This is a genomic window from Pseudoduganella sp. GW821-FHT12E03 (assembly GCF_058807115.1).
This window is the reverse complement of record NZ_JBXAQJ010000003.1, coordinates 709045-732559: the sequence shown is the minus strand read 5'-3', so window position 1 is coordinate 732559 and position 23515 is coordinate 709045. Positions and strand designations below refer to the sequence as shown.

Here is a 23515-nt window from a genome sequence, read left to right as displayed (position 1 = left end):
TCAATGACGATTACTGCGGCGCCAGCATTCCAGCATCGGACGGTGCTGTTAGATGAAGCGGTCGATGCGCTCGAACTGGGCGGCGACCGCGCCAATGGTATCTATATAGATGGCACGTTTGGCCGGGGTGGCCATACGCGCCTGATCTTGTCCCGCCTGGGACCCCAGGCAAAGTTGATTGCGTTCGATAAAGATCCGCAAGCCATCGCCACGGCCGAACAAATCAATGACCCCCGTTTCACGATTGTCCACGACAGTTTTGCCACCATGGCCAGCGCGCTGGCCGAGCGCGGTATCGGCAAGGTCGACGGGATTTTGCTGGATCTGGGAATTTCTTCGCCGCAAGTCGATGACGCGGCGCGCGGTTTCAGTTTCCGCAACGACGGTCCGCTGGACATGCGCATGGATACCACGCGCGGCCTGTCGGCCGCCGCATGGCTGGCGGTGGAATCCGCCGAAAACTTGGAAAAGGTGATCAGGGATTATGGCGAAGAGCGGTTTGCTTTTCAGATTGCAAAGGCGATTGTTGCTCGCCGAGAAATCGAGCCGATTTCAACCACACGACAGCTTGCCGGTATCGTGGCAGGGGCGGTCAAGACCCGTGAAAAAGGCAAAGACCCGGCCACCCGGACTTTTCAGGCTATACGGATCCACATCAACAAAGAGCTTGAAGACCTTGAGACCGGTCTGAGCCAGGCCTACGACTGCGTGGCGCCGGGCGGCATTTTGGCCATCATCAGCTTCCATTCGCTGGAAGACCGCATGGTCAAGCGCTTCTTTGCGAGTAAAGCCAATGTGCCGCAGCCGGATCGCCGCCTGCCGATCCGCGCGGTGGATTTGCCGCAGCCGGAAATGAAGCTGCTGGCGAAAATCAAGCCGTCCGATGCCGAGGTTGACGCCAACCCGCGCGCCCGTTCCGCCGTCATGCGCGTCGCGCGCCGGCTGGGAGGCGCCGCATGAGTTTCAAGATCAATGCCGTGCTGGCGGCCTTGCTGGTGGCATGCGCCCTGTCGCTGGTGAACGCGCAATACCAGGCGCGCCACCTGTTCATCGACCTGGAGCGCGCGCAGCGCCAGGCGCGCCAGCTCGACGTCGACTGGGCGCAGCTGCAGCTGGACCAGTCCACCCTGGGCAAGCATGGCCGTATCGAGGAAATCGCGCGCCGCGATTTGAACATGACGCAATTGACCGCCAACCGCACGCAATACCTGACGGAAGGTGAGCAATGATGCGTTCCGGTGGCGCAAACAGCGCGCGCGTGGCCCGTTCCAAGGGTGTGCAATTTTCCAAGAGCCCCATGCTGGCGGTCAGCCTGCCGCCATGGCGTTCGCGCGTCGTCCTGTTTGTGCTGTTTGCCGCTTTTGCCGCGCTGGGTATCCGCGCGGTGTGGCTGCAAGGCTTGTCGACCCAGTTCCTGCAAGACCAGGGCGAGTTGCGCTATGGCCGCACCCTGGAGTTGCCGGCCACGCGCGGCAATATTCGCGACCGCGACAACCAGGTGCTGGCCTCCAGCGCCGAAGTGCGGGGCGTGTGGGGTGTGCCAAATGAATTGCTGAAAGAACCGGCCGACAAGCTGCGCGCACTGGCGGCGCTGCTCGACATGCCGGAAGCGGAATTGCGCGGCAAGCTGGAAACCAAGCAGGCGCAGGTTGATGCCAAGCGCAAGCCGGACGACAAGGATAAAGACAAGGACAAGGACAAGCAGGTGCTGCTGTACCTGAAGCGCCAGGTCGAAATGGAAGTCGCGCACAAGATCACCGCGCTGAAGCTCGATGGCATTGAAATGCGCAAGGAATACAAGCGCTACTACCCGCAGGGCGGCGTGGTGTCGCACGTGATCGGCTTCAATGACCTGGAAGACGTGGGCCAGGAAGGCATGGAAAAGGCGCAGGAGTCGTGGCTGAAGGGTAAGCCGGGCAGCCGCCGCGTGATCGTCGACCGCCTCGGCCACATTGTCGAAGATGCCGGCACCATCAATGAGCCGCACGAAGGCAAGGACTTGATCCTGTCGCTCGACAGCAAGATCCAGTACATCGCGTTTTCGCAGGTGAAAAACGCGGTGGAAAAATTCAAGGCCAAGGCCGGCGCCGCCATCGTGCTGGACGTGCATACCGGGGAAGTGCTGGCGCTGGCCAACTATCCGACGTTCGAGCCGAAGGAAGCGCGCACGCTGCGCGGCGCCGACCGGGAAGTGCTGCGCAACCACGTGATCACCGATACGTTCGAACCAGGTTCGACCCTGAAGCCGTTTACCGTGGCGCTGGGGATGGACACCGGCCGATACAAGCCCAGCTCGCTGATCGACACGGGCAGCGGCCGTTACACGATCCTGGACCGGACCATCAGCGATACCAAGGGCCACGGCGTCATCAACGTGCAGCAGATCATTGAAATGTCGTCCAACATCGGCACTTCAAAAATTGCGCTGTCGATGCCGTCGCAGGAAATGTGGGAACTGTTCACCAAGGTGGGCTTTGGCCAGCAGCCGAAATGGGGTTTCCCCGGCGCGCAGGCGGGCCGCGTGCGTCCGTATAAATCGTGGCGTCCGATCGAGCAGGCCACAATGAGCTACGGTAACGGCATTTCCGTGTCGCTGATCCAGCTGGCGCGCGCCTACCTGATCTTTGCCCGGGACGGCGACATCATCCCGCTGTCGTTCCAGAAGGTCAGTACGCCGCCGGTCGGCACCCAGGTGATCAAGCCGCAAACGGCGCGCCAGATGCGTGAAATGCTCGAGACCGTGGTGTCGGGCAAGGATGGCACCGCCAAGCAGGCGCAAATCGCCGGCTACCGCGCGGGCGGCAAGACCGGTACCGCCTACAAGGTGGTCAATGGCCGCTATGCGATACCGCGTAAATACATTGGTTCGTTTGCCGGCATGGTGCCGATGTCGAACCCCCGATTCGTCATCGCCGTCATGATCGATGAACCGACCCAGGGCGGCCACTATGGCGGCCAGGTCGCCGCGCCCACCTTTGCCGCCGTTGCCGCCAACGCGCTGCGCTCGAAAAACGTGCCGCCCGATTCGAACGTGACCGAAATCGTGGTGCCATCGGACAGCGGACCGGAGGCCATGTAATGCAGAACATGAACCCGACAGATATCAGTAACTGGATCAAACAGCAGGCTGGCAATGGCCAGCTGGTTTCAGACTCGCGCCGCGTGAAAGCGGGCGACGTCTTCTTCGCCTATCCGGGCGATGGCAAGGATGGCCGCGATTACATCGCCGCCGCCGTGGCGCAGGGCGCTGGCGCCGTGGTGCTCGAAGCGCATGGCGCGCAATGGGACCCGGCCTGGGACGCGGCAAAACCCGTGCCGCACCTGGAAGTGGCGGACTTGAAGCGCCAGTCCGGCCCGATTGCGCAAGCGTTTTATGATCAGCCCGACCGCGCCATGTATTCGGTGGCCGTCACCGGCACCAACGGCAAGACCTCGTGCGCTGTGTGGCTGGGCCAGGCCCTGAGCCGCCTGGGCAGCCAGACTGCCGTCATCGGCACGCTCGGCGTGGGCACGTTCCGCGCGCGGGGCGAGCCGGACTTCGACCCGACCGGCTACACCACGCCGGACGCTGTGCTGCTGGCGCAAAAACTGGCGGAGTGCCGTGACGCGGGCGCGCAGGCGCTGGTGATCGAAGTCACGTCGATCGCGCTGGACCTGGGCCGCACCGACGGCATGCATTTCGATACCGCGCTGTTTACCAACCTGACGCGCGACCACCTGGACCACCACGGCAGCATGGAAGCCTATGAAGCGGCCAAGATGCGGCTGTTCGACTGGCCGGGCCTGAAAACCGCCGTGATCAACCTCGACGACGCGGCCGGGCTGCGCATCGTCGAGCGTTTGTCCGCCCGCGCGGCGGCCGGGCAGGTTGCCGTGATGGGCTACACCTTGCAGGATGCGGCGGCGCTGCCGGCCATCCCGCACGTTGCCATGCTGCGCGCCACGCAAGTGCGCACGCGCAGCGCCGGCACCGAATTCAACCTCGATTGCCCGCAGGGACAGGCGCATGTGCGCACCCACCTGGTCGGCCAGTTCAATATCAGCAATGCGCTGGCGGTGCTGGGCGCCTTGCTGGCGAAAGGCGCGGCCGGAGCCATTTCGTTGCGCCACGCGGTGGACGCGATCGAAGCCATTGAACCGGCGCCGGGCCGCATGCAGCAAATGGGCGGTGCCGAAGCGCCGCTGGTGGTCATCGATTATGCCCACACGCCCGATGCGCTGGAAAAAACCCTGTCGACCCTGCGCATCGTGGCGCAGGAACGCGGCGGCCAGTTGTGGTGCGTGTTCGGCTGCGGCGGCGACCGCGATCCGGGTAAGCGTCCGCAAATGGGCAAGATCGCCCAGGCGGCCGATCACGTGCTGGTCACCAGCGACAATCCGCGCAGCGAAGATCCGCACGCGATCATTGCGCAAATCGTGGCCGGCATGGATGCGCAACACCCATCGTCGGTGTTCCAGGCGGTGGAAGACCGCGCCGCCGCGATCCTGTCCGCCGTCAAGCACGCGGGCAAGCAGGACGTGATTTTGCTGGCCGGTAAAGGCCATGAACCGTACCAGGAAATCAAGGGCCGCAAGATGCCGTTTTCCGATGCGGACCACGCGCAACTGGCGTTGAGTGCGCGGCTGACCATGATGAGGCCGAATTGATGCGCGCCACCCTCAGCCAGCTTTTGCCAGCCTTGACGTTAGCCAGTGAATCGGGCGCCGTTTTGCAAGGCGCCGATGTGCATTTTGAAGGCGTCTCGACCGACACCCGCACGGTGGCGGCCGGTTCGCTGTTTGTCGCGTTGAAAGGCGAGACCTTCGATGCCCATGATTTCCTCGCGCAGTGCGCCGCCAAGGGCGTGGTGGCGGTGGTGGCGGAACACGTGCCGGACGGCTTCGCGCTGCCGGCGCTGATCGTGCCGGACACCTTGCACGCGCTGGGCCGGATCGCCAACTGGTGGCGCCGCCGCTTCGCGGTCCCGGTGATCGGCGTGACCGGCAGCAATGGCAAGACCACCGTCAAGGAAATGATTTCAGCCATCCTGGCGGCAAGCCACGGCGACGATGGCCGCCTGGCCACGCGCGGCAACCTGAATAATGAAATCGGCGTGCCGCTGACGTTGTTCCGCATGGATGCGCAACACCAGTCGGCCGTGATCGAGATGGGCATGAACCATCCCGGTGAAATCGGCCGCCTGGCCGCGATTGCCCAGCCAACCGTTGCGCTGGTCAATAACGCGCAGCGCGAACACCAGGAATTCATGCACACGGTCGAAGCGGTGGCCCGTGAAAATGGCGCCGTGCTGGCCGCGTTGCCGGCCGATGGCGTGGCGGTCTTCCCGCGCCATGATACATACACGCACGTGTGGCAAGAACTGGCGGCGGGCCGCCGCACCTTGACCTTTGGCTTGAACAAGGAAGCCGACGTGTCGTGTTCGCATCGCGCGGGCGACTTCGGCAGCCAGATGTTCGTCTCGATCAGGCAGGCGGACGGGGAACTGGAACAGTTCTATGTCGGCCTGCAGGCCGCCGGTGAACACAATGTATTGAATGCGCTGGCCGCCATTGCCTGCACTTATGCGGCGGGTGTTCCAGTGGAACAGATCAAGCACGGCCTCGACCACTTTGCACCGGTCGCGGGACGCCTGCAAAAGAAGGCCGCCGCCAACGGCGCGGTGGTGATTGACGACACGTACAACGCCAACCCGGATTCAGTCCGGGCCGCCATCGACGTGCTGGCGCATGCGCCGGCGCCGCGGGTGCTGGCGTTGGGCGACATGGGCGAAGTGGGCGCGCAGGGCCGCGAATTCCACGAAGAGATTGCCGCCTATGCCGCGAGTAAAGGTATCGAGCATGTGCTCGTCACAGGAGAGCTGGCACGCCATATGGGCACGGTACATGGCGTCCGGCACTTTGAAGAATTCGACTCACTGCTGTCCGCGCTGAGCGCGGTGGCAACGCCGGATGCAACTGTATTGATCAAGGGCTCCCGCTTCATGAAAATGGAACGGGCCGTGCAGCATTTGATTGGGCAACAACAAGCTACAAAGGAAACACACTAATCATGCTGCTCTGGCTCGCACAACAGTACCAGGACGTATTCAGTCCTCTGCGCGTGTTCAACTTCATCACCGCACGCGCAGTGTTCGCGACCATCACCGCGCTGGTGATCGGCCTGTGGGCGGGTCCGGCTGTGATCCGCAAGTTGACCGCGATGAAATATGGCCAGGCGGTGCGCACCGATGGTCCGCAAACCCACTTGAAAAAACACGGCACCCCGACCATGGGCGGCGTGCTGGTGCTGATCGCGATCGGCGTCTCGACCCTGCTGTGGTGCGACTGGTCGAACCGCCTGATCTGGCCGGTGATCGTCGTGACGCTGGGCTTTGGCGCCGTGGGCTGGGTCGACGATTACCGCAAGGTGGTGCGCCAGGACCCGGAAGGCATGCGTTCGGCTGAAAAGTATTTCTGGCAATCGCTGGTCGGCATCGGCGCCGCGCTGTACTTGGCGTTTTCCGTGTCCGCGCCGACCCCGGCCAAGGTGTTCGAACTGTTCTTCCAGTGGGTGCAATCGGGCTTTTCGATGGACTTGCCGCCCAAGGCCGACCTGATCGTCCCGTTCTTCAAGACCATCAGCTACCCGCTGGGCGTGTGGGGCTTTATCGCGCTGACCTATTGCGTCATCGTGGGGTCCAGCAATGCCGTCAACTTTACCGACGGCCTGGACGGCCTGGCGATCATGCCGACCGTGATGGTGGGTTCCGCCCTGGGCTTGTTCGCCTATCTGACCGGCAGCTCGGTGTATTCGAAATACCTGTTCATCCCGTACATCCCGGGCGCCGGTGAATTGATCATTTTCTGCGGCGCGCTGGCGGGCGCGGGCCTGGCCTTCCTCTGGTATAACGCGCATCCCGCGCAAGTGTTCATGGGCGATGTCGGCGCGCTGGCGCTGGGCGGCGCGCTGGGCACCATTGCCGTCGTGGTGCGCCAGGAAATCGTGCTGTTCATTATGGGGGGCGTGTTCGTCGCGGAAACCGTGTCCGTCATCATCCAGGTGGGCTGGTTCAAGTACACGAAAAAACGCTATGGCACCGGCCGCCGGGTCTTCCTGATGGCGCCGCTGCACCACCACTTTGAACAAAAGGGCTGGAAAGAGACCCAGGTTGTCGTGCGCTTCTGGATCGTCACGATGATGCTGGTATTGGTTGGTTTGTCGACGCTGAAATTGCGCTGAGCTGGTGGCCGATGTGATGGAAAAGCTTTACGACGGTAAAAAAGCACTGGTGCTGGGCCTGGGGGAATCGGGCCTGGCGATTGCGCTTTGGCTGGCGCGCCAGGGCGCCCGCGTGCGCGTGGCCGATACCCGCGCCGAAGGCGCCGTGGGCGCGCGCCTGGCGGCGTTGCGCGGCGCCATTCCGGACGCGGAATTCGTGTCCGGCCCGTTGGCCATGGAACTGTTGTTCGGCATGGATTTCGCCGTCACCAGCCCGGGCTTGTCGCCCAACGCGGACCTGGCCGATATCGTGTCCGCCACCACCGCCGCGAAAATCCCGTTGTGGGGCGAGATCGAACTGTTTGCGCAGGCGCTGGCCGCGCTGAAGGCGTCCGCCGGCTACGACCCGAAAGTGGTCGCCATTACCGGCACCAACGGCAAGACCACGGTCACCAGCCTGACCGGCCAGTTGATCCAGCGTGCCGGATTGACGGCGCGCGTGGCGGGCAATATCAGCCCGGCCGCACTGGACGTGCTGCGTGAAGTGATTGATACGAATGAACTGCCGCAAGCCTGGGTGCTGGAACTGTCGAGCTTTCAGCTGCACACGACGTACAGCCTGAATGCGCACGCCGCAACGGTGTTGAACGTGACGCAAGACCACCTGGACTGGCACGGTTCGATGGATGCCTATGCGATGGACAAGGCGCGCATCTTCGGCCCTGACACCGTGCGGGTCTTGAACCGCGACGATGCGACCGTGATGGCGATGGCCAACCCGGTTGGCAAGAACGTGACGTTCGGCCTGAATGAACCCGGCGAGGCGGACAGCTTTGGCCTGCACCATGAACGCAACGTGACGTGGCTGGCCACGGCCGTGCCGGACGACGATGCGGAACCGAAGAAGCGCCGCAAGAACGAGCCGGTGCCGGTGGCGCCAACCTCGGTGAAAAACCTGATGCCGTCCGATGCGCTGCAAATCCGCGGGCTGCACAACGCATCGAACGCGCTGGCGGCGCTGGCGCTGTGCCGCGCGATCGGCTTGCCGTTCGCACCGCTGCTGCATGGCTTGCGCGAATACAAGGGCGAGCCGCACCGCGTGGAATTGATCGGCGCGATCAACGACGTCGAGTATTACGACGATTCCAAGGGCACCAATGTCGGCGCGACGGTGGCGGCCCTGAATGGCCTGGGCAAGAGTTTTACTGGTGCGCACCAGCGCCTGGTGTTGATTGCCGGCGGCGATGGCAAGGGCCAGCAATTCGATCCGCTGGCCGAACCCGTCTCGCGCTACGTGCGCGCGGTGCTGCTGATCGGCCGCGATGCACCGGCCATCCGCGCCACGTTGGAGTCCTGCGGCGCGCTGGCCGGCGACGCCATCATCGATTGCGGCTCGGACGTGCCGGGCGCCATGCAGCAGGCCGTGAGTATGGCCACCAGGCTGGCGCAGCCGGGCGACGCCGTCTTGCTGTCGCCCGCGTGCGCCAGCCTGGACATGTTTAAAAACTATGCGCATCGCGCCCAGGTGTTCATCGACGCCGTGCGCGACGTGGCGCTGGACGCCGGACAGGAGCTGTAATCCATGGCTTTCCAGCTGCCATTCCGCTTCGGTTCATCTTCCGGTTCGACGGCGATCGACAGCCGCGCGCGGCCGTCGAAGATGATGGAGTACGACCAGTTGCTGGTGTGGGTGGTGCTGATCCTGATGCTGCTGGGGATGGTGATGGTGTATTCGGCCTCGATTGCGCTGCCGGATTCGCCCAAGTACGCGGCGTACAAGAACAATTACTTCGTGGTGCGCCAGGCGATCTTTATCGCGGTCGCCATGACGGCGGCGATGTTTACGTTCCGCGTGCCGGTCGCCACCTGGCAGCGCACCGCGCCGTACCTGTTTATCGGCACCCTGGTGCTGCTGGTGCTGGTGCTGATTCCCGGGCTGGGCGTGTCCGTCAATGGCGGGCGGCGCTGGCTGTCGCTGAAGGTATTCAACTTCCAGCCATCGGAAATGATGAAAGTCGTGATGGTGCTGTACGCGGCAGATTACACGGTGCGCAAGCAGGAATACATGCACAAGCTGACCAAGGGCTTCATGCCGATGGCATTGGCGGTCAGCTTTGTCGGCATGTTGTTGCTGCTGGAGCCCGACCTGGGCGCGTTCGGTGTGATTGTCTGCATCGCGATGGGCATCCTATTCCTGGGCGGGATCAATGCGATCTGGTTTGGCGGGATCGGCGCCATGCTGGTGACGATTTTCGTGACCATCATCGCGCTGTCGCCATTCCGGCGCGCCCGTTTCTTTGCCTACCTCAATCCGTGGGAAGAGGGCAATGCGCAAGACAAGGCGTACCAGTTGACGCACTCGCTGATCGCGTTTGGCCGCGGCGAATTCTTTGGCCAGGGCCTGGGCGGCAGCCTGGAAAAGCTGCACTACCTGCCGGAAGCGCACACCGACTTCCTGATGGCGGTGATCGGCGAAGAACTGGGACTGGCCGGCGTGCTGGTGGTGGTGGCCATGTTCTATTGGCTGATCAAGCGCGCTTTCGATATCGGCCGCCAGGCGATTGCGATCGACCAGACCTTTGCCGGGCTGGTGGCCAAGGGCATCGGGATCTGGATCGGCGTGCAAACGTTTATCAATATGGGCGTGAACCTGGGTTTGCTGCCCACCAAAGGGTTGACCTTGCCGCTGATGAGTTATGGCGGCACGGGCATTGTGATTAACTGCGTCGGGCTCGCGGTCCTGCTTCGGATCGATTACGAGAACCGGGTCCTGATGCGGGGTGGCAGGGTATGACGCGTAAATTAATGATCATGGCGGCCGGTACCGGCGGCCATATTTTCCCGGGCCTGGCGATCGCGCAGACCATGCGCGCGCGCGGCTGGGAAGTGAGCTGGCTGGGCACGTCGCACGGCATGGAACAGGACCTGGTGCCGAAACACGGCATCGCGATGGATGCGATCCATTTTTCCGGCATGCGCGGCAAAGGTCTGATGCACACGGTCACCGGCGCGTTCCGCATGGTGAAGGCGTTCGCCGACTGCTTCGGCTATCTCGGCGCCCGCAAGCCGGACGTGGTGCTGGGCATGGGCGGTTATGTCACGGTGCCGGGCGGGCTGATGTCGCGCCTGCGCGGCGTGCCGCTGGTGCTGGTCAATGCCGATGCGGCGCTGCTGTTGTCGAACAAGACGCTGGCGCCGATGGCCAAGCAGGTGTGCTTTGGATTCCCGGCCGATTTCGGCAGCGCGGCCGGCAAGGCGGCGGTCACCGGCAATCCGGTGCGCAAGGACATCATCGACATGGCGGCGCCGGAGCAGCGCTATGCCGGCCGCAGCGGCCCGCTGCGGGTGCTGGTGGTCGGCGGCAGCCTGGGCGCACGGGCGCTCAATGAAGCGTTGCCGGCGGCGCTGGCCTTGCTGCCGCAAGAGCGGCGCCCACTGGTGACGCACCAGTCGGGCAAGGCGAACATCGACGCGCTGCAGGCCGGCTATGCCAGGGCCGGAGTGGCGGCCAGCATCGTGCCGTTCATCGATGACATGGCGCGCGCCTATGCCGAGGCCGATGTTGTCATTTGCCGGGCCGGCGCGATCACGGTGTCGGAATTAACGGCGGCCGGCGTGGCCAGCGTGCTGGTGCCGCTGGTGGCGTCGACCACCAGCCATCAGCGCGACAACGCGCAATGGATGGCGAAACAGAATGCGGCGATTCACCTGCCGCAAACGGAATTGACTGCGCAAGGCCTGGCGGCTTTGCTGGAAACACTGACGCGCGGCGCGTGCCTGGCGATGGCCAGCGCGGCGCGCAATGCGGGCAAGCGCGACGCCAACGACGCGATTGCCAGCGTCCTTGAGAAATTTGGAACGAATTCGGGTAAATAAGTGAAGCACAAAGTTAAAAACATACACTTCGTCGGCATCGGCGGCAGCGGCATGAGCGGCATCGCGGAAGTGCTGCTGACGCTGGGGTATAACGTGTCCGGTTCGGACCTGGGCGCCAATGCGGTGACCCAGCGCCTGTCCGACATGGGCGCCACCGTGCACCAGGGCCACGCGGCGGAATTCATCGGCAATGCCGACGCCGTGGTGACGTCCACCGCCGTCAAGGAAGACAACCCGGAAGTCATTGCGGCGCGTGCGCGCAAGATTCCGATCGTGCCGCGCGCGGTCATGCTGGGCGAATTGATGCGCCTGAAACGCGGCATCGCGATTGCCGGCACGCACGGCAAGACCACCACCACCAGCCTGGTGGCGTCAGTGCTGGCGCAGGGCGGCCTGGACCCGACCTTCGTGATCGGCGGCCGCCTGACGGCCGCCGGCGCCAACGCCAAGCTGGGCACCGGCGACTACCTGGTGGCCGAAGCCGATGAATCGGATGCCTCGTTCCTGAACCTGTCGCCGATGATCGAAGTCATCACCAACATTGACGCGGACCATATGGAAACCTATGGCCACGATTTCGAAAAGCTGAAGCAGGCGTTCGTGCAATTCACCAATTGCCTGCCGTTCTATGGCCGCGCGATGTTGTGTATCGATGATCCGCATGTGCGCTCCATTATCCCGTTCATCAGCAAGCCGATCACGACCTACGGCTTCCACGAAGAAGCCGAAGTGCGCGCCATCAATGCGCGCGCCGATGGCGTCACCATGCGCTTTACCGTGCTGCAGGAAGGATATCCGGACCTCGACGTGGTGCTGAACCAGCCCGGCATGCACAACGTGCAAAACGCCTGTTCCGCGATTGCGATCGCCCGTGAAATTGGCGTGAGTGACGCCGCCACGCAGGCCGGCCTGGCCGGCTTTGCCGGCGTGGGCCGCCGCTTCACCCGTTATGGCGATGTGGCGATCCCTGATGCATCGGGCACCGGCAAGGATGCGGGGAAATTCGCGCTGGTCGACGACTTTGGCCACCATCCGGTGGAAACCGAAGTCACCGTGGCGGCCGCGCGCGCCGCGTATCCGGGCCGCCGCCTGGTGCTGGCGTTCCAGCCGCACCGCTATACCCGCACCCGCGACTGCTTTGAGGATTTCGCCCGCGTGCTCAGTTCCGTCGATGTGCTGGTGCTGGCCGACGTGTATGCGGCAGGCGAAGCGCCCATCGTCGCCGCCGATGGCCGCGCGCTGGCGCATGCGATCCGCGCCCGCGGCAAGGCCGAACCGGTGTTTGTGGAAAACATTGCCGACATGCCGGAAACCATCATGAACGTGGTGCGCGATGGCGACGTGGTGCTGACGATGGGCGCCGGTTCCATCAGCGGCGTGCCGAATAAATTGACGACTTACCAGAAGGCTTGAACGTGACTGCTGCAACCACTCCTGTGACTCCACTGGCCGCTGACGACGCCAAAGCGTTTGGCAAGGTCGGCGTGCTGTTTGGCGGCCGCTCGGCGGAAAGCGAAGTGTCGAACATGTCCGGCAGCGGCGTGCTGGCCGCGTTGCGCGCCAAGGGCATCGATGCGCATGCCTTCGATCCGGGCCAGCGCTCGCTGGCGGACCTGGCCGCTGAACAATTCGACCGCGTGTTTATCGCGCTGCACGGCCGCTACGGCGAAGACGGCAGCATCCAGGGCGCGCTGGAATTGCTGGGCATTCCGTACACCGGCAGCGGTGTGATGGCCAGTTCGGTCGGCATGGACAAGATCACGACGAAAATCCTGTGGCTGGCCGAAGGCTTGCCGACGCCGAAGTATGCGGTGCTGGGCGCGCAATCCGACCTGGGCAAGGTCGCTGCGGACCTGGGCCTGCCATTGATCGTCAAACCGCCGCATGAAGGTTCGACCATCGGCATCACCAAGGTCACGGCAAGCGAGGGACTGCAGGCCGCATATGACGCGGCCGCCGCGCTGGACGATTCCGTGCTCGCCGAGGAATTTGTCACGGGCCGTGAATTCACGGTGGCGGTGCTGGGCACCGGCGGCAGCGCCCGGGCGTTGCCGATCGTGGAAATCGTCGCACCTGAAGGCAACTACGATTACCAGAACAAATACTTCACCGACGATACCCAGTATTTCTGCCCGGCTCCGCTGGACGGCGCAATCGCTGCTGAAATGCAGCGCATCGCGGTGGACGCGTACCGCGCGGTCGGTTGCGAAGGGTGGGGCCGGGTCGATGTGCTGCTGCGCGCGTCGGACAACCGTCCGTTCTTGCTGGAAGTCAATACGTCGCCCGGCATGACGGGGCACTCGCTGGTGCCGATGGCGGCGCGCGCCGATGGTGTCAGCTATGAAGACTTGTGCGTGGAAATCCTGCGCTCCGCGCGCTTGAAAATCGGCGCGAAAACCACTGTGGCAAGCAAGGGGTAATGAATAGTGTGGCATGACGTGAAAGCCCTGAACGCAACGGCATCCGGCCTGTACGCCGCGGTGGCGCTCGCGTGCGCGGCTTCCGGCGTGTGGTGGGTGTCGCAGCGTCCCATGTTCGACTTGCGCACGATCCGCATTGAAACCGTGGAGCAGTCGGATTTGCGCCACGTGAACCACCTGACCTTGCGCGCCGGGACCGAGGGCCGCATCCAGGGCAATTTCTTCACGGCCAACCTCGATACGGTGCGCCAGGCGTTTGAATCGGTGCCATGGGTGCGCCGCGCCAGCGTACGGCGTGAATGGCCGGACCAGCTGATCGTGGCGCTGGAAGAGCATGAAGCCATGGGCACCTGGGGCGAAGACGGCCGGCTGCTGTCCGTGAAAGGCGATGTCTTCACGGCCAACCTGGCGGAAGCCGAGGAAGACCAGGAACAGATGCCGGCGTTTAATGGACCGGAAGGCAGTGAGCGCGAAGTGCTGGAGCGCTTCTCGGAATTGAAGGCGTGGTTCGCGCCCGCCAAGCTGGTGCCGGAAGGGCTGGATCTGTCAGGGCGCTATGCGTGGACCGTCAAGCTCGATAACGGCGTCAGCGTGGAATTGGGCCGGGAACAGTCGAAGACCATGCTGAAAGAGCGGGTCGACCGGCTGGTGCGGATCTGGCCACAACTGGCGGTGCGGGTGCCGAATATCGAGAGCATCGACATGCGCTACCAGAACGGCCTCGCATTGAGTGCACAGGGATTAAAGATACCGCCGGAAGGCAAAGCCAAGCGATAAGCAGCTGAAGCAAGACCAGGCAAAAGAATTCAAGCATACAGGCAAACACAGATGACAAAAGACGCGAAAAACCTGATCGTCGGCCTCGACATCGGCACCTCCAAGGTGGTGGCGGTCGTGGCCGAGGTGATGGGCGATGGACGCCACGAAGTGATCGGGCTGGGCCAGCACGAATCCAAAGGCCTGAAAAAAGGCGTGGTGGTGAACATCGAAGCCACCGTGGAATCGATCCAGCGCGCGCTGGAAGAAGCGGAGCTGATGGCCGACTGCAAAATCCGCAATGTGTATGCGGGCATTGCGGGCAGCCATATCCGCAGCTTCAATTCCAGCGGCATGGTGGCGATCAAGGACAAGGAAGTCACCGCCACCGACGTGGCGCGCGTCATTGAAACGGCGAAGGCGGTTAATATCCCGACCGACCAGCAATTGCTGCACACGGTGCCGCAGGAATTCATCGTCGACAGCCAGGAAGATGTGCGCGAGCCGATTGGCATGAGCGGCATCCGGCTGGAAGTCAAAGTGCATATCGTGACGGGCGCGGTGTCGGCGGTGCAGAACATCGTCAAGTGCGTGCGCCGCTGCGGCCTGGAAGTGTCGGACCTGATCTTGCAGCCGATGGCGTCGGCCGACGCGGTGCTGACCCCGGACGAAAAAGAACTGGGCGTGGTGCTGATCGACATCGGCGGCGGCACCACCGACGTGGCGGTGTTCTCGGATGGCGCGATCCGTCATACCGCGGTCATCCCTATCGCCGGCGACCAGATCACCAACGACATCGCCATGGCGCTGCGCACGCCCACCTCGGAAGCGGAAGAAATCAAGATCCGTTATGGCGTGGCCAAGCAAGTGCTGGCCGACCCGGGCGAACACCTGGAAGTGCCGGGCCTGGGCGACCGTGGCCCGCGCAACCTGTCGCGCCAGGCGCTGGCCGCCGTGATCGAACCGCGCGTGGAAGAACTGTTCGCCATGGTGCACCAGGTGGTGCGCGAATCCGGTTACGAAGGCGTGCTGTCGTCGGGCATTGTGCTGACCGGCGGCACCTCCATCATGCCGGGCATGGTGGAAATGGCGGAAGACATCTTCCTGAAACCGGCGCGCCTCGGTACGCCGGATTACCGCGGGCAGTTGGCCGACGTGGTGCGCAGCCCGCGCTACGCCACCGTGCTGGGCCTGCTGTTGGAAGCGAAAAAGCAGTACCTGCGCGGCCACATCGTGACGCGCCAGGACGGGTCGGTGAAAGCAGTGTGGCAGCGGATGAAAGAATGGTTCCTCGGGAACTTCTAAGCCGTCGTGTGGCGGTCGGGGCAGTACAGATTGTGGTAAGTGCGTAACAAGGCATTGGGCAGCAGTTCAAAAAAAGCCGTACCAAAAAAACTTTTTCTAAAACGGACAGATTTTTTATATAACATCGCAGTTTGCCCGCGCGGGCTGTAGAGACTGGCAGCGCGGCAAGCAGCATCAATCAGGAGCACATCATGGAGTTCGATATGGTCGATAACGCATCAGTGGGTACCGTCATCAAGGTTGTCGGCGTTGGCGGCGCCGGTGGCAACGCGGTACAGCACATGATCAACAAGGGCATGAGCGGCGTTGAATTCATCGCCGCCAATACGGACGCGCAAGCACTGTCGACCTCGAAAGCCGACAACGTCATCCAGATCGGCGAGACCGGCCTGGGCGCCGGCATGAAGCCGGACGTGGGCCGCCAGTTGGCGGAAGAGTCGCGCAAGCGCATCGAAGACGCGCTGCGCGGCGCCCACATGGTGTTCATCGCGGCCGGCATGGGCGGCGGCACCGGTACCGGCGCGGCGCCGATCGTGGCGGAAGTGGCGAAGGCCCAGGGCGCGCTGACCGTGGCGGTGGTGTCGAAACCGTTTTCGCACGAAGGCCAGAAGTGCATGGATATCGCCGAGGAAGGCCTGGAGCTGCTGGCGGCCAACGTCGATTCGCTGATCGTGATCCTGAACGAAAAGCTGGAAGAGATTTACGAAGATGAATCGCTGATCGAGTGGTTCCAGCACGCCGACGACGTGCTGAACAACGCGGTCGCCGGTATTGCCGAGATCATCAACGTGCCGGGCCACATCAACGTCGACTTCAACGACGTCAAGACCATCATGGGCGAGCAGGGCAAGGCCATGATGGGCACCGCGACGGCGTCCGGCGTGGACCGCGCCCGCATCGCGGCCGAGCAGGCGGTGGCGTCGCCGCTGCTGGACGGTGTCGACCTGTCCGGCGCCCGTGGCGTGCTGGTCAACGTGACGGCGTCGCGCGGCCTGAAGGGTAAGGAAATCAAGGAAGTCATGGCGGCGGTACGCGCCTTCGCGGCGCCGGACGCGTCGATCGCACAGGGTATCGCGTACGACGAAACCATGGGCGACACCATCCGCGTGACCGTGGTGGCGACCGGCCTGGGCAAAGCCAAGAAGCACGTGCAACTGGTCCAACAGCCTGTGCTGCGCACCGGCACCGGCCCGCTGATGCCATCGGCATCGCTGGGCGGCGCGGCGGCCACCGGCACCGTTTCCATGGGCGGCGGCATCAGCGGCGGCGGCTCGGCACTGGACGGCATGAAAGCGCCGGCCGTATGGCGCCGCGAATCGGCGTCCGAGCAAGTGCGCGCGATGGAAAAAAATGGCATGGAAACGTATGACATTCCAGCCTTCCTGCGCAAGCAAGCGGACTAACTGCGCGGACTGATGTAAGAAGTCTGGCGGACGGCTGCGGTGACTCCATGCCGCAGGCCGCCGCGTGTTTTCGACTGCTCCCAACGTTTTTGTTTAACCTCTGGCATACTTGCGGGTCTGTGCCGGGGCATGCCGCGCACTTGCGCGGCTTTTTTTTAAACTCAAACCAAAGAGGAGTCACTGAAATGACCATCAAGATTGGCGATAAACTGCCGGAAGGCACCCTGTCCGAATTCATCGAAACCGAAACCGAAGGCTGCTCCCTCGGCCCGAACACCTTCAAAGTGGAAGACCTGGTCAAAGGCAAAAAGATCGCGATCTTCGCGCTGCCTGGCGCCTATACTCCGACCTGCTCGGCACAGCACGTGCCAGGCTATGTGAACAACGCTGAAGCGTTGAAAGCCAAGGGCGTCGATGAGATCTGGTGCATCTCCGTTAACGACGCGTTCGTGATGGGCGCCTGGGGCCGCGACCAGAAAGCCACCGGCATCGTCCGCATGATGGCTGACGGCAATGCGACCTACTCGAAAGCGCTGGGCCTGGATGCGGACTTCTCCAAGTTCGGCATGGGCACCCGCTCGCAGCGTTACTCCGCGTTGGTGGAAGACGGCGTGGTCACGCAACTGAACATTGAAGAAGGCGGCAAATTCGAAAAGTCGAATGCCGAGACCCTGCTGGGCCAGCTGTAATTTCCACGCGGCTGGAATGACAAACGGCGCCCCGGTGGCGCCGTTTGTCATTCGGAGGCGATTTTCTTTCGGCTGCGCTTCTTCGGCGCCAGCATCACGCCGGTGCAATTGGCCGCGCCGCAATAACAGGCAAACGCTTTCTTGATGGCCGGCGTATGGCGCGCTTCATAGATCAGCGCGTAGTTGTAGTTGAGTTCTTCATCCTGTTCGATATCGCGCAGCGCGTGGATGAACACGCGGCCGTCTTCTTCATACGCTTCGCAATTCGGATCGCACGAATGGTTGATGTAGCGCGCGTCATTGCCGTTGCTGCCGCCATCGATCAGGTTGCCATCGGCCAGGCTGAAAAAGAAGGTGTGGTTGATCGGGCCGCCGGACGCTTCCGCGCGGCGCGCGGATTCATCGCTGCTGATGATTTCACCCGTGTATTCAATGATGCGTTCACCGGCCGTGATGGGCTGGCGCGCGAAGACGCCGCGGCCGTGGATGGGAGATTCCTTGACGATATAGAGAGGTGTGCGCATGGTCGCATCTTACCAACTTCGCGCTGATACCGTAAATTCCCTGTGTGCCGGGACGCTCGACCGTTAACACTTGCGCCAATATCCGCTGACATAGGTGCCGTTGCTTCGACGGTATCCATTTACCCAGCATTTGCCTGTCGATGTTGATGGTGTGGTCGGCGTGCTGGTGGTGGGCGATTCGATACTCTTGTCGCTGGCCTCGCATGGCTTGCCATCGTGGTCTCGATCCAGGTATGTATGGCCTTGGGCATACAGGGATACTGCTAGGTCGTGCGAAATCAGGGAGCACTTATAAATGCCTGCGTCAGCCACTGGAGTGACACGTTTGGCAGCCACGTTCAGGGAGACTGTTACTGGTGCCCCTTTAAGCTTTCCATCGCTGACCTGCAACGTAATGGCGTATAGGCCGGCAACGTCTGGTACGAATGCGGGCCTATTTGAAGTTGGTGCATTCATCGCTGCACGGCTTCCCGCAGGAAGGCTTAAAGACCACTCGTAGGCAATGGTATCGTTGTTTGCATCTGTACTGCCCGTTCCATCCAGGGCGACAGCGTCACCTGCTGTGACTGCCTGAAGCGAACGAATGTTTCCAACGGGCCGGTAGGCTTGTCCCGGCTTTGCGTATGGAATGCCATTCTTGATTGCTGACGAAGTTTGGGTTTGATTCTCTGGGCTCTCCGCAAAAGAAATTAGCAGTGAAGGGCGGCTGACTCCGCTGCCGAGCAATTTCAACCAGTATTCCTGTCCTGCCAAGTCAGGGTTCCTGTGCAGAACATTGGAGTACAAGGCCGTCAGGAATTGCAGGTCCGTTGGGCTTGTGCCATACAGCTTCTTGAATTCATCGCTCGCAACGAAAGCAGCAGCAATGTCCAGTAGGGCCGTTCCGGAGTCAAACTGCTGCAGCCAATACCCGAGTCCCGCAACATCCGGAGTGCGGTTGAATGCCGCTTGGTATATGCGGTAAAGCGACCCTGCGGTCGAGGTATCCAGCGCGATTGAGATGTCTGCGAAATGAATGCGCTTCAGTGACAGTTCAGATGTCACTGCGCCCTCTCCATTCTTTGCTGCAATGCTGTAGTTTGTCGCAGTGCGCGTTAGCGTGTAGTTCGAGCTGTCACTTGCAAAGCTTAGCGTTTCGGCCGTAGTCGTAGATATGGCCAAAAATTGCTTGGCGCGTGGCGCAGGTGTTTCTTCACCAGGATTTCCCCCGCACCCTGGAAAAATAGTCAGCAAGGGGAGCAGAGTGATTGCCGTAAAAAGTTTGCGCATGGTTACTTTGATTTCAATTAAGAAATCAATAATACTTGTTTGCGCAAGCTCAAAATGCGTACATTGTCACACTGCCATTCAAGGTCAGTGGGGAAGTCTCGTGGCGGTAATTACACCCATCCATCGTCATGCAGCACCACGCGGGTGAAGTAATCAATGTTGGCGCGCGTGGCGTACAGCAGGGAAGGAATCAAATACACCATGGCACCCAGGCCGCTGTGGGCCAGGCCCACGGCGCCCAGCAGCACCCGCGCTAGCACGATCAGCAGCGCCGACAGCAAGGCCAGCGACACGCCTTTCTTCCACATGCCCATGGCGGCGTAATACACCGGGCCCAGCACGAACGCCAGCAGGTTGAAGCGCACGGCGGCGCGTTCGGCCAAGGTGAGTTCGATCGATTGCGGCATGGCGGCGCCGCCAGCCTTGTGCAGCAAGGCAAAGCGCGTGCGCCACGCGGTGGACATGACGGGCAGCGCGATGACGGCCGCCGTGACATCGGCGCCGCAGTTGTAGCAGAAATCCGTCGTCTCGGAAGCCTGCGAGCCGCAATGCTGGCAAAACGGCATAACGATCCTTGAAAAAAGTATTTACGTGATGATAGCGGGGCTGCAGGGCGTCAAAATCCACGCATTGTCACAGTGATACAGATTTTCCCGGCCCGGCAGCGTTATTGTTGCGTTGTTATAATCAAATGCCCCGTACAGCCTGGAGCTATCCTGAATCCCCGTAACGACAACCTGCGCAGCATTTACGCAATGCTGATCGCAGTGGCCATGTTCTCGCTGATGGACACGGCCATGAAAGTGCTGTCCGCAACCTACCCAGCCATGCAAGTGACGGCACTGCGTTCCCTGTCTTCGCTGCCGCTGGTGTGCGCCTATATCGCCTATCGTGGCAAGTTTGGCGGCATCTTCAAGATCCGCTGGCCGCTGCAATTGCTGCGCGGCGTGCTGGGCATCGCCATGCTGACGTTCTTTGCCTACGCGCTGAAATTCCTGCCGCTGGCCGATACCTATGCGATCTTCTTTATCGCGCCGGCGCTGATCACGGCGCTGTCCGTGTTCATCCTCAAGGAAAAAGTCGATGGCCGCCAGTGGGGCGCCATCGTGGTGGGCTTGATCGGCGTGCTGGTGGTGCTGCGGCCGGAAGGGACCAGCTTTATTTCCGTGGCGGGCCTGGCCGTGCTTGGGTCGGCGGCGTGCTATGCGGTGTCCGCCATCGCCAGCCGTATCCTGAGCCGCACCGATGCCAATGAGCACATCATGTTCTGGCTGCTGGTGATGATGGCGGTCGGGTCGCTGGCGCTGATCTGGGACCGCTGGGTGGCGATCCGTCCGCAGGACTGGATCGTGATCGGTGCGCTGGCTGTTACCGGTTTCCTGGGCCAGTTGGCCATCACCGTGGCGTTCAGCCGTGGCAAAGCGTCCACCGTGGCGCCGTTTGAATACTCGGCGCTGGCGTGGGGCGTGGCGATCGACTGGCTGCTGTGGCAGACCTTACCGGACATGTATACGTTGCTGGGCGCGGCCATCATTATTGCCAGCGGCATTTACCTGGTGCGGCGCGAGGCGGTGCATGCGGAATCCGAGCACCCTTGAGCGGCGTGGCTGTGAGGTAACGCGGCGCATGCGCCGCCGCATTCAGGTGCGGACTTCAGCCAGCAACTCCGGATGGTGGTCCAGCACTTTCAATAGTTTTACCAACGCTACAGATGGACGGGACTTCCCGCTTTCGTAGCGGGAAAAGGCATTGACACCGCCGCCGAAAATTTCCGCGGCTTCCTTCTTACCGAGCTGGAGCTTGGTGCGCACCTGTGCAATGTAGGCAGGGTCCACCAAGCCCGCATTGACCTGTTTTTGGAAGGCCTGTATCAGCGTGCCATAGCGGTCCCCCGCAGTCCTGTCCATCACGGCCTCGCCGCAAACATCGCAATAGTCCGCTTCAACCGCAGCAATCCTGGTCTTCTCGCCTTTATAGACATAAGGCACGTCGCGCGTGTCATGAACCAATGACGGCGCCCCGCATTGTGGGCATTGCATATTCAAAGCTCCTTGAACGAGACGATCAGCACATCGTCAATCACAGTCAACTTCACGTAAAGCGGCTTGCTTGCAGCTTGAGTACGGTATACATCCTGCCATGTGCTGTGATCGGCATGGGTGGTCATGCTCTTGTAAAAGTCACGGGCAGTCAGGGCCCGGACCACCGCACACATGCCCTCCAAATCAAAAATGCCGACATCGGCTGCGCCATGGTAAGCACTCATCGTCGCGCGGACGCGGTTCGCCTCAATCAGCCTTTTCACCAAGCTGAGCTTGCAGTGAGGCGTGCGCTTTTCCATGGATTCATTATAGGCTAGCTGGCGAATATCACCTAGTAGGTGATGCTACTGAGTAAGCCCGGACGCGCCGCCGCCAACTTCGCTATAATTTTGGGATGTTAAAACAACGCACTATCAAAGAAAAAGTCACGACCACGGGTGTCGGCCTGCATTCCGGCACCAAAGTGGTGCTGACCCTGCATCCTGCCGTTGCCGGCACCGGGATCGTGTTCCGCCGCGTGGATTTGAACCCGGTGGTGGAATTCCCGGCCAGCGCCATGGCGGTGGGCGATACCCGCATGGCGTCCGTGCTGATCCAGGACGGCGCCCGCGTCTCCACGGTTGAACACTTGATGTCGGCTTGCGCCGGCCTCGGGATTGATAACTTGTATATTGACGTCAGCGCCGAAGAAATCCCGATCATGGATGGTTCGGCGTCATCGTTTGTCTACCTGCTGCAGCAGGCGGGCGTGCAGGAACTGGACGCCGCCAAGAAATTCATCCGCGTCATCAAGCCGGTGGAAGTGCGCGATGGCAAGGGCGCCAATGAAAAATGGGCGCGCCTGTCGCCGCACGACGGCTTCAAGCTGGATTTCTTCATTGAATTCAACCACCCGGCCGTCGATGGCACGGCGCAATTCGCGTCGGTCGACTTTGGCGACGTCACCTATGTGCAGGCGATTGCCCGCGCGCGGACGTTTGGTTTCATGCAAGACGTGGAAATGTTGCGCGGCATTGGCCTGGCCCGTGGCGGTTCGCTGGAAAACGCCATCGTCATGGATGAATACCGCATCCTCAACGCCGATGGCTTGCGCTACGACGATGAATTCGTGCGCCACAAGATCCTCGACGCTATTGGCGACCTGTACCTGGTGGGCCACCCGCTGGTGGCCAGCTACGAAGCGCACAAGTCCGGCCACGCGATGAACAACCTGTTGTTGCGGGAGTTGCTGAAACACCCTGATGCGTATGAAATCGTCACCTATGACAGCCTGGCCAGCGCGCCGGAATCGTATGTGCGCCAGATGACGCACGAGTGGGAACCTAATTGATAAACCAGCAACATGGGTGCCGGGCCTTCAGGCCGGGCATCCACATATCAGATACGGCAGTCAGTAATCCGGCCGTTCGCGCCGTTTTTGCACCATCCTCTGCAGCGCCGCGATCAGCGGCGCGTTTTGTTTGCTCTGTTCCAGCGTCTGGCTCAGCGTATCAAAGGCATCGACCGCCGCGGTGGTCAGCGACAGCGAGCGCGGTTCCGGCCGGATTTCCGCCGCCTTCATCATCTGCACCCGCAGCTTGATGTTGTTAATTTGCCACCCCCGCTTCAACAGCGCTTCCTGCAATTTGGGTGTTTGCTGCTTGAGTTTCGCCGCCAGCGCGGTATTCGGCGCGGACAGCAGCAGCACGCCCTGTTCAAACGCCAGCACTTCGCAATGGCTGAACATCGCGGGCAGGGTGGCGGCGCAATCGCGCTGCAGTGATGCCATGCGCTCGACCGCCGGCAGCAGGGCGGCCAGCTTGTTGTCCCGCCGCAGGAAGTTGGTGGCTTCCACCGGCGCGCGCGACTTGATGTAGGTATTCGTAAAACGCATGGGCGCAACCTTACCATACCGCGAACGGGCTTTTTAGTAACAATTCCTATTGTTAAAACAGCCAGTGCCCCAATGTGGACCCAAGTTGGCCAATGCGTGGCCGAAGCGGCATGATAAAATCACCGGTCTTTTGCCTCTGGCAAGCCGCACATTTACGCGC

The 23515-nt window shown here is 62.0% G+C and carries 23 protein-coding genes; 17 read left to right on the top strand and 6 right to left on the bottom strand.

The features are described 5' to 3' along the window. Positions 1–3: 3 nt before the first annotated feature. From rsmH to AC1RRC_RS10875, 15 genes are all read left to right on the top strand, one after another. On the top strand, positions 4–960 hold the full coding sequence (gene rsmH / locus AC1RRC_RS10945; RefSeq protein WP_493055482.1) for a 16S rRNA (cytosine(1402)-N(4))-methyltransferase RsmH: 957 nt from the start codon (positions 4–6) through the stop codon (positions 958–960). Continuing rightward, positions 957–1229 (top strand): cell division protein FtsL, encoded by a 273-nt coding sequence (gene ftsL, locus AC1RRC_RS10940; protein ID WP_493055481.1) that lies wholly within the window; start codon positions 957–959, stop codon positions 1227–1229. Before rsmH ends, ftsL begins: the two co-directional genes overlap by 4 nt. Continuing rightward, a complete protein-coding gene (locus AC1RRC_RS10935; RefSeq protein WP_493055480.1) occupies positions 1226–3079 on the top strand; it encodes a peptidoglycan D,D-transpeptidase FtsI family protein in 1854 nt (617 codons plus the stop codon). The genes ftsL and AC1RRC_RS10935 overlap by 4 nt, the downstream gene beginning before the upstream one ends. Positions 3080–3087: 8 nt before the next feature. Next, positions 3088–4647 carry a UDP-N-acetylmuramoyl-L-alanyl-D-glutamate--2,6-diaminopimelate ligase gene (locus tag AC1RRC_RS10930; protein ID WP_493055479.1) on the top strand — a complete coding sequence of 520 codons (1560 nt, stop codon included), beginning with the start codon at positions 3088–3090 and terminating at the stop codon, positions 4645–4647. Beyond that, positions 4647–6047: a UDP-N-acetylmuramoyl-tripeptide--D-alanyl-D-alanine ligase gene (locus AC1RRC_RS10925; RefSeq protein ID WP_493055478.1), complete on the top strand. Its 1401-nt coding sequence runs from the start codon at positions 4647–4649 to the stop codon at positions 6045–6047. The genes AC1RRC_RS10930 and AC1RRC_RS10925 overlap by 1 nt, the downstream gene beginning before the upstream one ends. A 2-nt stretch (positions 6048–6049) precedes the next feature. Next, positions 6050–7219 carry a phospho-N-acetylmuramoyl-pentapeptide-transferase gene (mraY, locus tag AC1RRC_RS10920; protein ID WP_493055477.1) on the top strand — a complete coding sequence of 390 codons (1170 nt, stop codon included), beginning with the start codon at positions 6050–6052 and terminating at the stop codon, positions 7217–7219. 16 nt (positions 7220–7235) lie between these two features. Beyond that, positions 7236–8777 (top strand): UDP-N-acetylmuramoyl-L-alanine--D-glutamate ligase, encoded by a 1542-nt coding sequence (gene murD / locus AC1RRC_RS10915; RefSeq protein WP_493055476.1) that lies wholly within the window; start codon positions 7236–7238, stop codon positions 8775–8777. A gap of 3 nt (positions 8778–8780) precedes the next feature. Then, positions 8781–9992 (top strand): putative lipid II flippase FtsW, encoded by a 1212-nt coding sequence (ftsW, locus tag AC1RRC_RS10910; protein ID WP_493055475.1) that lies wholly within the window; start codon positions 8781–8783, stop codon positions 9990–9992. After that, entirely contained in the window at positions 9989–11074 is a 1086-nt protein-coding gene (murG, locus tag AC1RRC_RS10905; RefSeq protein ID WP_493055474.1) for an undecaprenyldiphospho-muramoylpentapeptide beta-N-acetylglucosaminyltransferase, read from the top strand. Before ftsW ends, murG begins: the two co-directional genes overlap by 4 nt. Next, positions 11075–12487, top strand: a complete 1413-nt coding sequence (murC, locus tag AC1RRC_RS10900; protein ID WP_493055473.1) for a UDP-N-acetylmuramate--L-alanine ligase — start codon at positions 11075–11077, stop codon at positions 12485–12487. It begins immediately after the preceding gene. A 2-nt stretch (positions 12488–12489) separates the two neighbouring features. After that, entirely contained in the window at positions 12490–13494 is a 1005-nt protein-coding gene (locus AC1RRC_RS10895) for a D-alanine--D-alanine ligase (RefSeq protein WP_493055472.1), read from the top strand. Positions 13495–13500: 6 nt separating this feature from the next. After that, on the top strand, positions 13501–14271 hold the full coding sequence (locus AC1RRC_RS10890) for a cell division protein FtsQ/DivIB (RefSeq protein WP_493055471.1): 771 nt from the start codon (positions 13501–13503) through the stop codon (positions 14269–14271). A gap of 51 nt (positions 14272–14322) precedes the next feature. After that, on the top strand, positions 14323–15555 hold the full coding sequence (gene ftsA, locus AC1RRC_RS10885; protein WP_154375265.1) for a cell division protein FtsA: 1233 nt from the start codon (positions 14323–14325) through the stop codon (positions 15553–15555). 191 nt (positions 15556–15746) lie between these two features. Continuing rightward, positions 15747–16958, top strand: a complete 1212-nt coding sequence (ftsZ, locus tag AC1RRC_RS10880) for a cell division protein FtsZ (RefSeq protein WP_493055470.1) — start codon at positions 15747–15749, stop codon at positions 16956–16958. Positions 16959–17143: 185 nt separating this feature from the next. Beyond that, a complete protein-coding gene (locus AC1RRC_RS10875; protein ID WP_493055469.1) occupies positions 17144–17647 on the top strand; it encodes a peroxiredoxin in 504 nt (167 codons plus the stop codon). Between the two features lie 47 nt (positions 17648–17694). On the opposite strand, the gene AC1RRC_RS10870 is transcribed toward AC1RRC_RS10875, so the two are convergent. The 3 genes from AC1RRC_RS10870 to AC1RRC_RS10860 form a co-directional block, all read right to left on the bottom strand. Next, positions 17695–18171, bottom strand: a complete 477-nt coding sequence (locus tag AC1RRC_RS10870; RefSeq protein ID WP_493055468.1) for an SET domain-containing protein — start codon at positions 18169–18171, stop codon at positions 17695–17697. A gap of 63 nt (positions 18172–18234) precedes the next feature. Then, a complete protein-coding gene (locus AC1RRC_RS10865; protein ID WP_493055467.1) occupies positions 18235–19440 on the bottom strand; it encodes a DUF4214 domain-containing protein in 1206 nt (401 codons plus the stop codon). Positions 19441–19550: 110 nt separating this feature from the next. Further along, positions 19551–20006 (bottom strand): DUF2628 domain-containing protein, encoded by a 456-nt coding sequence (locus AC1RRC_RS10860; RefSeq protein ID WP_493055466.1) that lies wholly within the window; start codon positions 20004–20006, stop codon positions 19551–19553. Between the two features lie 189 nt (positions 20007–20195). Here AC1RRC_RS10860 and AC1RRC_RS10855 point away from each other — a divergent pair, with 189 nt between their 5' ends. After that, the gene (locus AC1RRC_RS10855) at positions 20196–21038 is read left to right on the top strand and encodes a DMT family transporter (protein ID WP_493055465.1); all 843 of its coding nucleotides are present in this window, start codon (positions 20196–20198) and stop codon (positions 21036–21038) included. 42 nt (positions 21039–21080) lie between these two features. Here the strand turns inward: AC1RRC_RS10855 and AC1RRC_RS10850 are convergent, their stop codons facing one another. Beyond that, positions 21081–21479, bottom strand: a complete 399-nt coding sequence (locus AC1RRC_RS10850; RefSeq protein ID WP_493055464.1) for a type II toxin-antitoxin system MqsA family antitoxin — start codon at positions 21477–21479, stop codon at positions 21081–21083. Between the two features lie 2 nt (positions 21480–21481). Continuing rightward, positions 21482–21781, bottom strand: a complete 300-nt coding sequence (locus AC1RRC_RS10845; RefSeq protein ID WP_493055463.1) for a type II toxin-antitoxin system MqsR family toxin — start codon at positions 21779–21781, stop codon at positions 21482–21484. A 95-nt stretch (positions 21782–21876) separates the two neighbouring features. Between AC1RRC_RS10845 and lpxC the strand changes: the two genes are divergently transcribed. Next, positions 21877–22812: a UDP-3-O-acyl-N-acetylglucosamine deacetylase gene (lpxC, locus tag AC1RRC_RS10840; RefSeq protein WP_493055462.1), complete on the top strand. Its 936-nt coding sequence runs from the start codon at positions 21877–21879 to the stop codon at positions 22810–22812. 60 nt (positions 22813–22872) lie between these two features. On the opposite strand, the gene AC1RRC_RS10835 is transcribed toward lpxC, so the two are convergent. Further along, positions 22873–23355: a DciA family protein gene (locus tag AC1RRC_RS10835; RefSeq protein ID WP_493055461.1), complete on the bottom strand. Its 483-nt coding sequence runs from the start codon at positions 23353–23355 to the stop codon at positions 22873–22875. Positions 23356–23515: the final 160 nt, after the last annotated feature.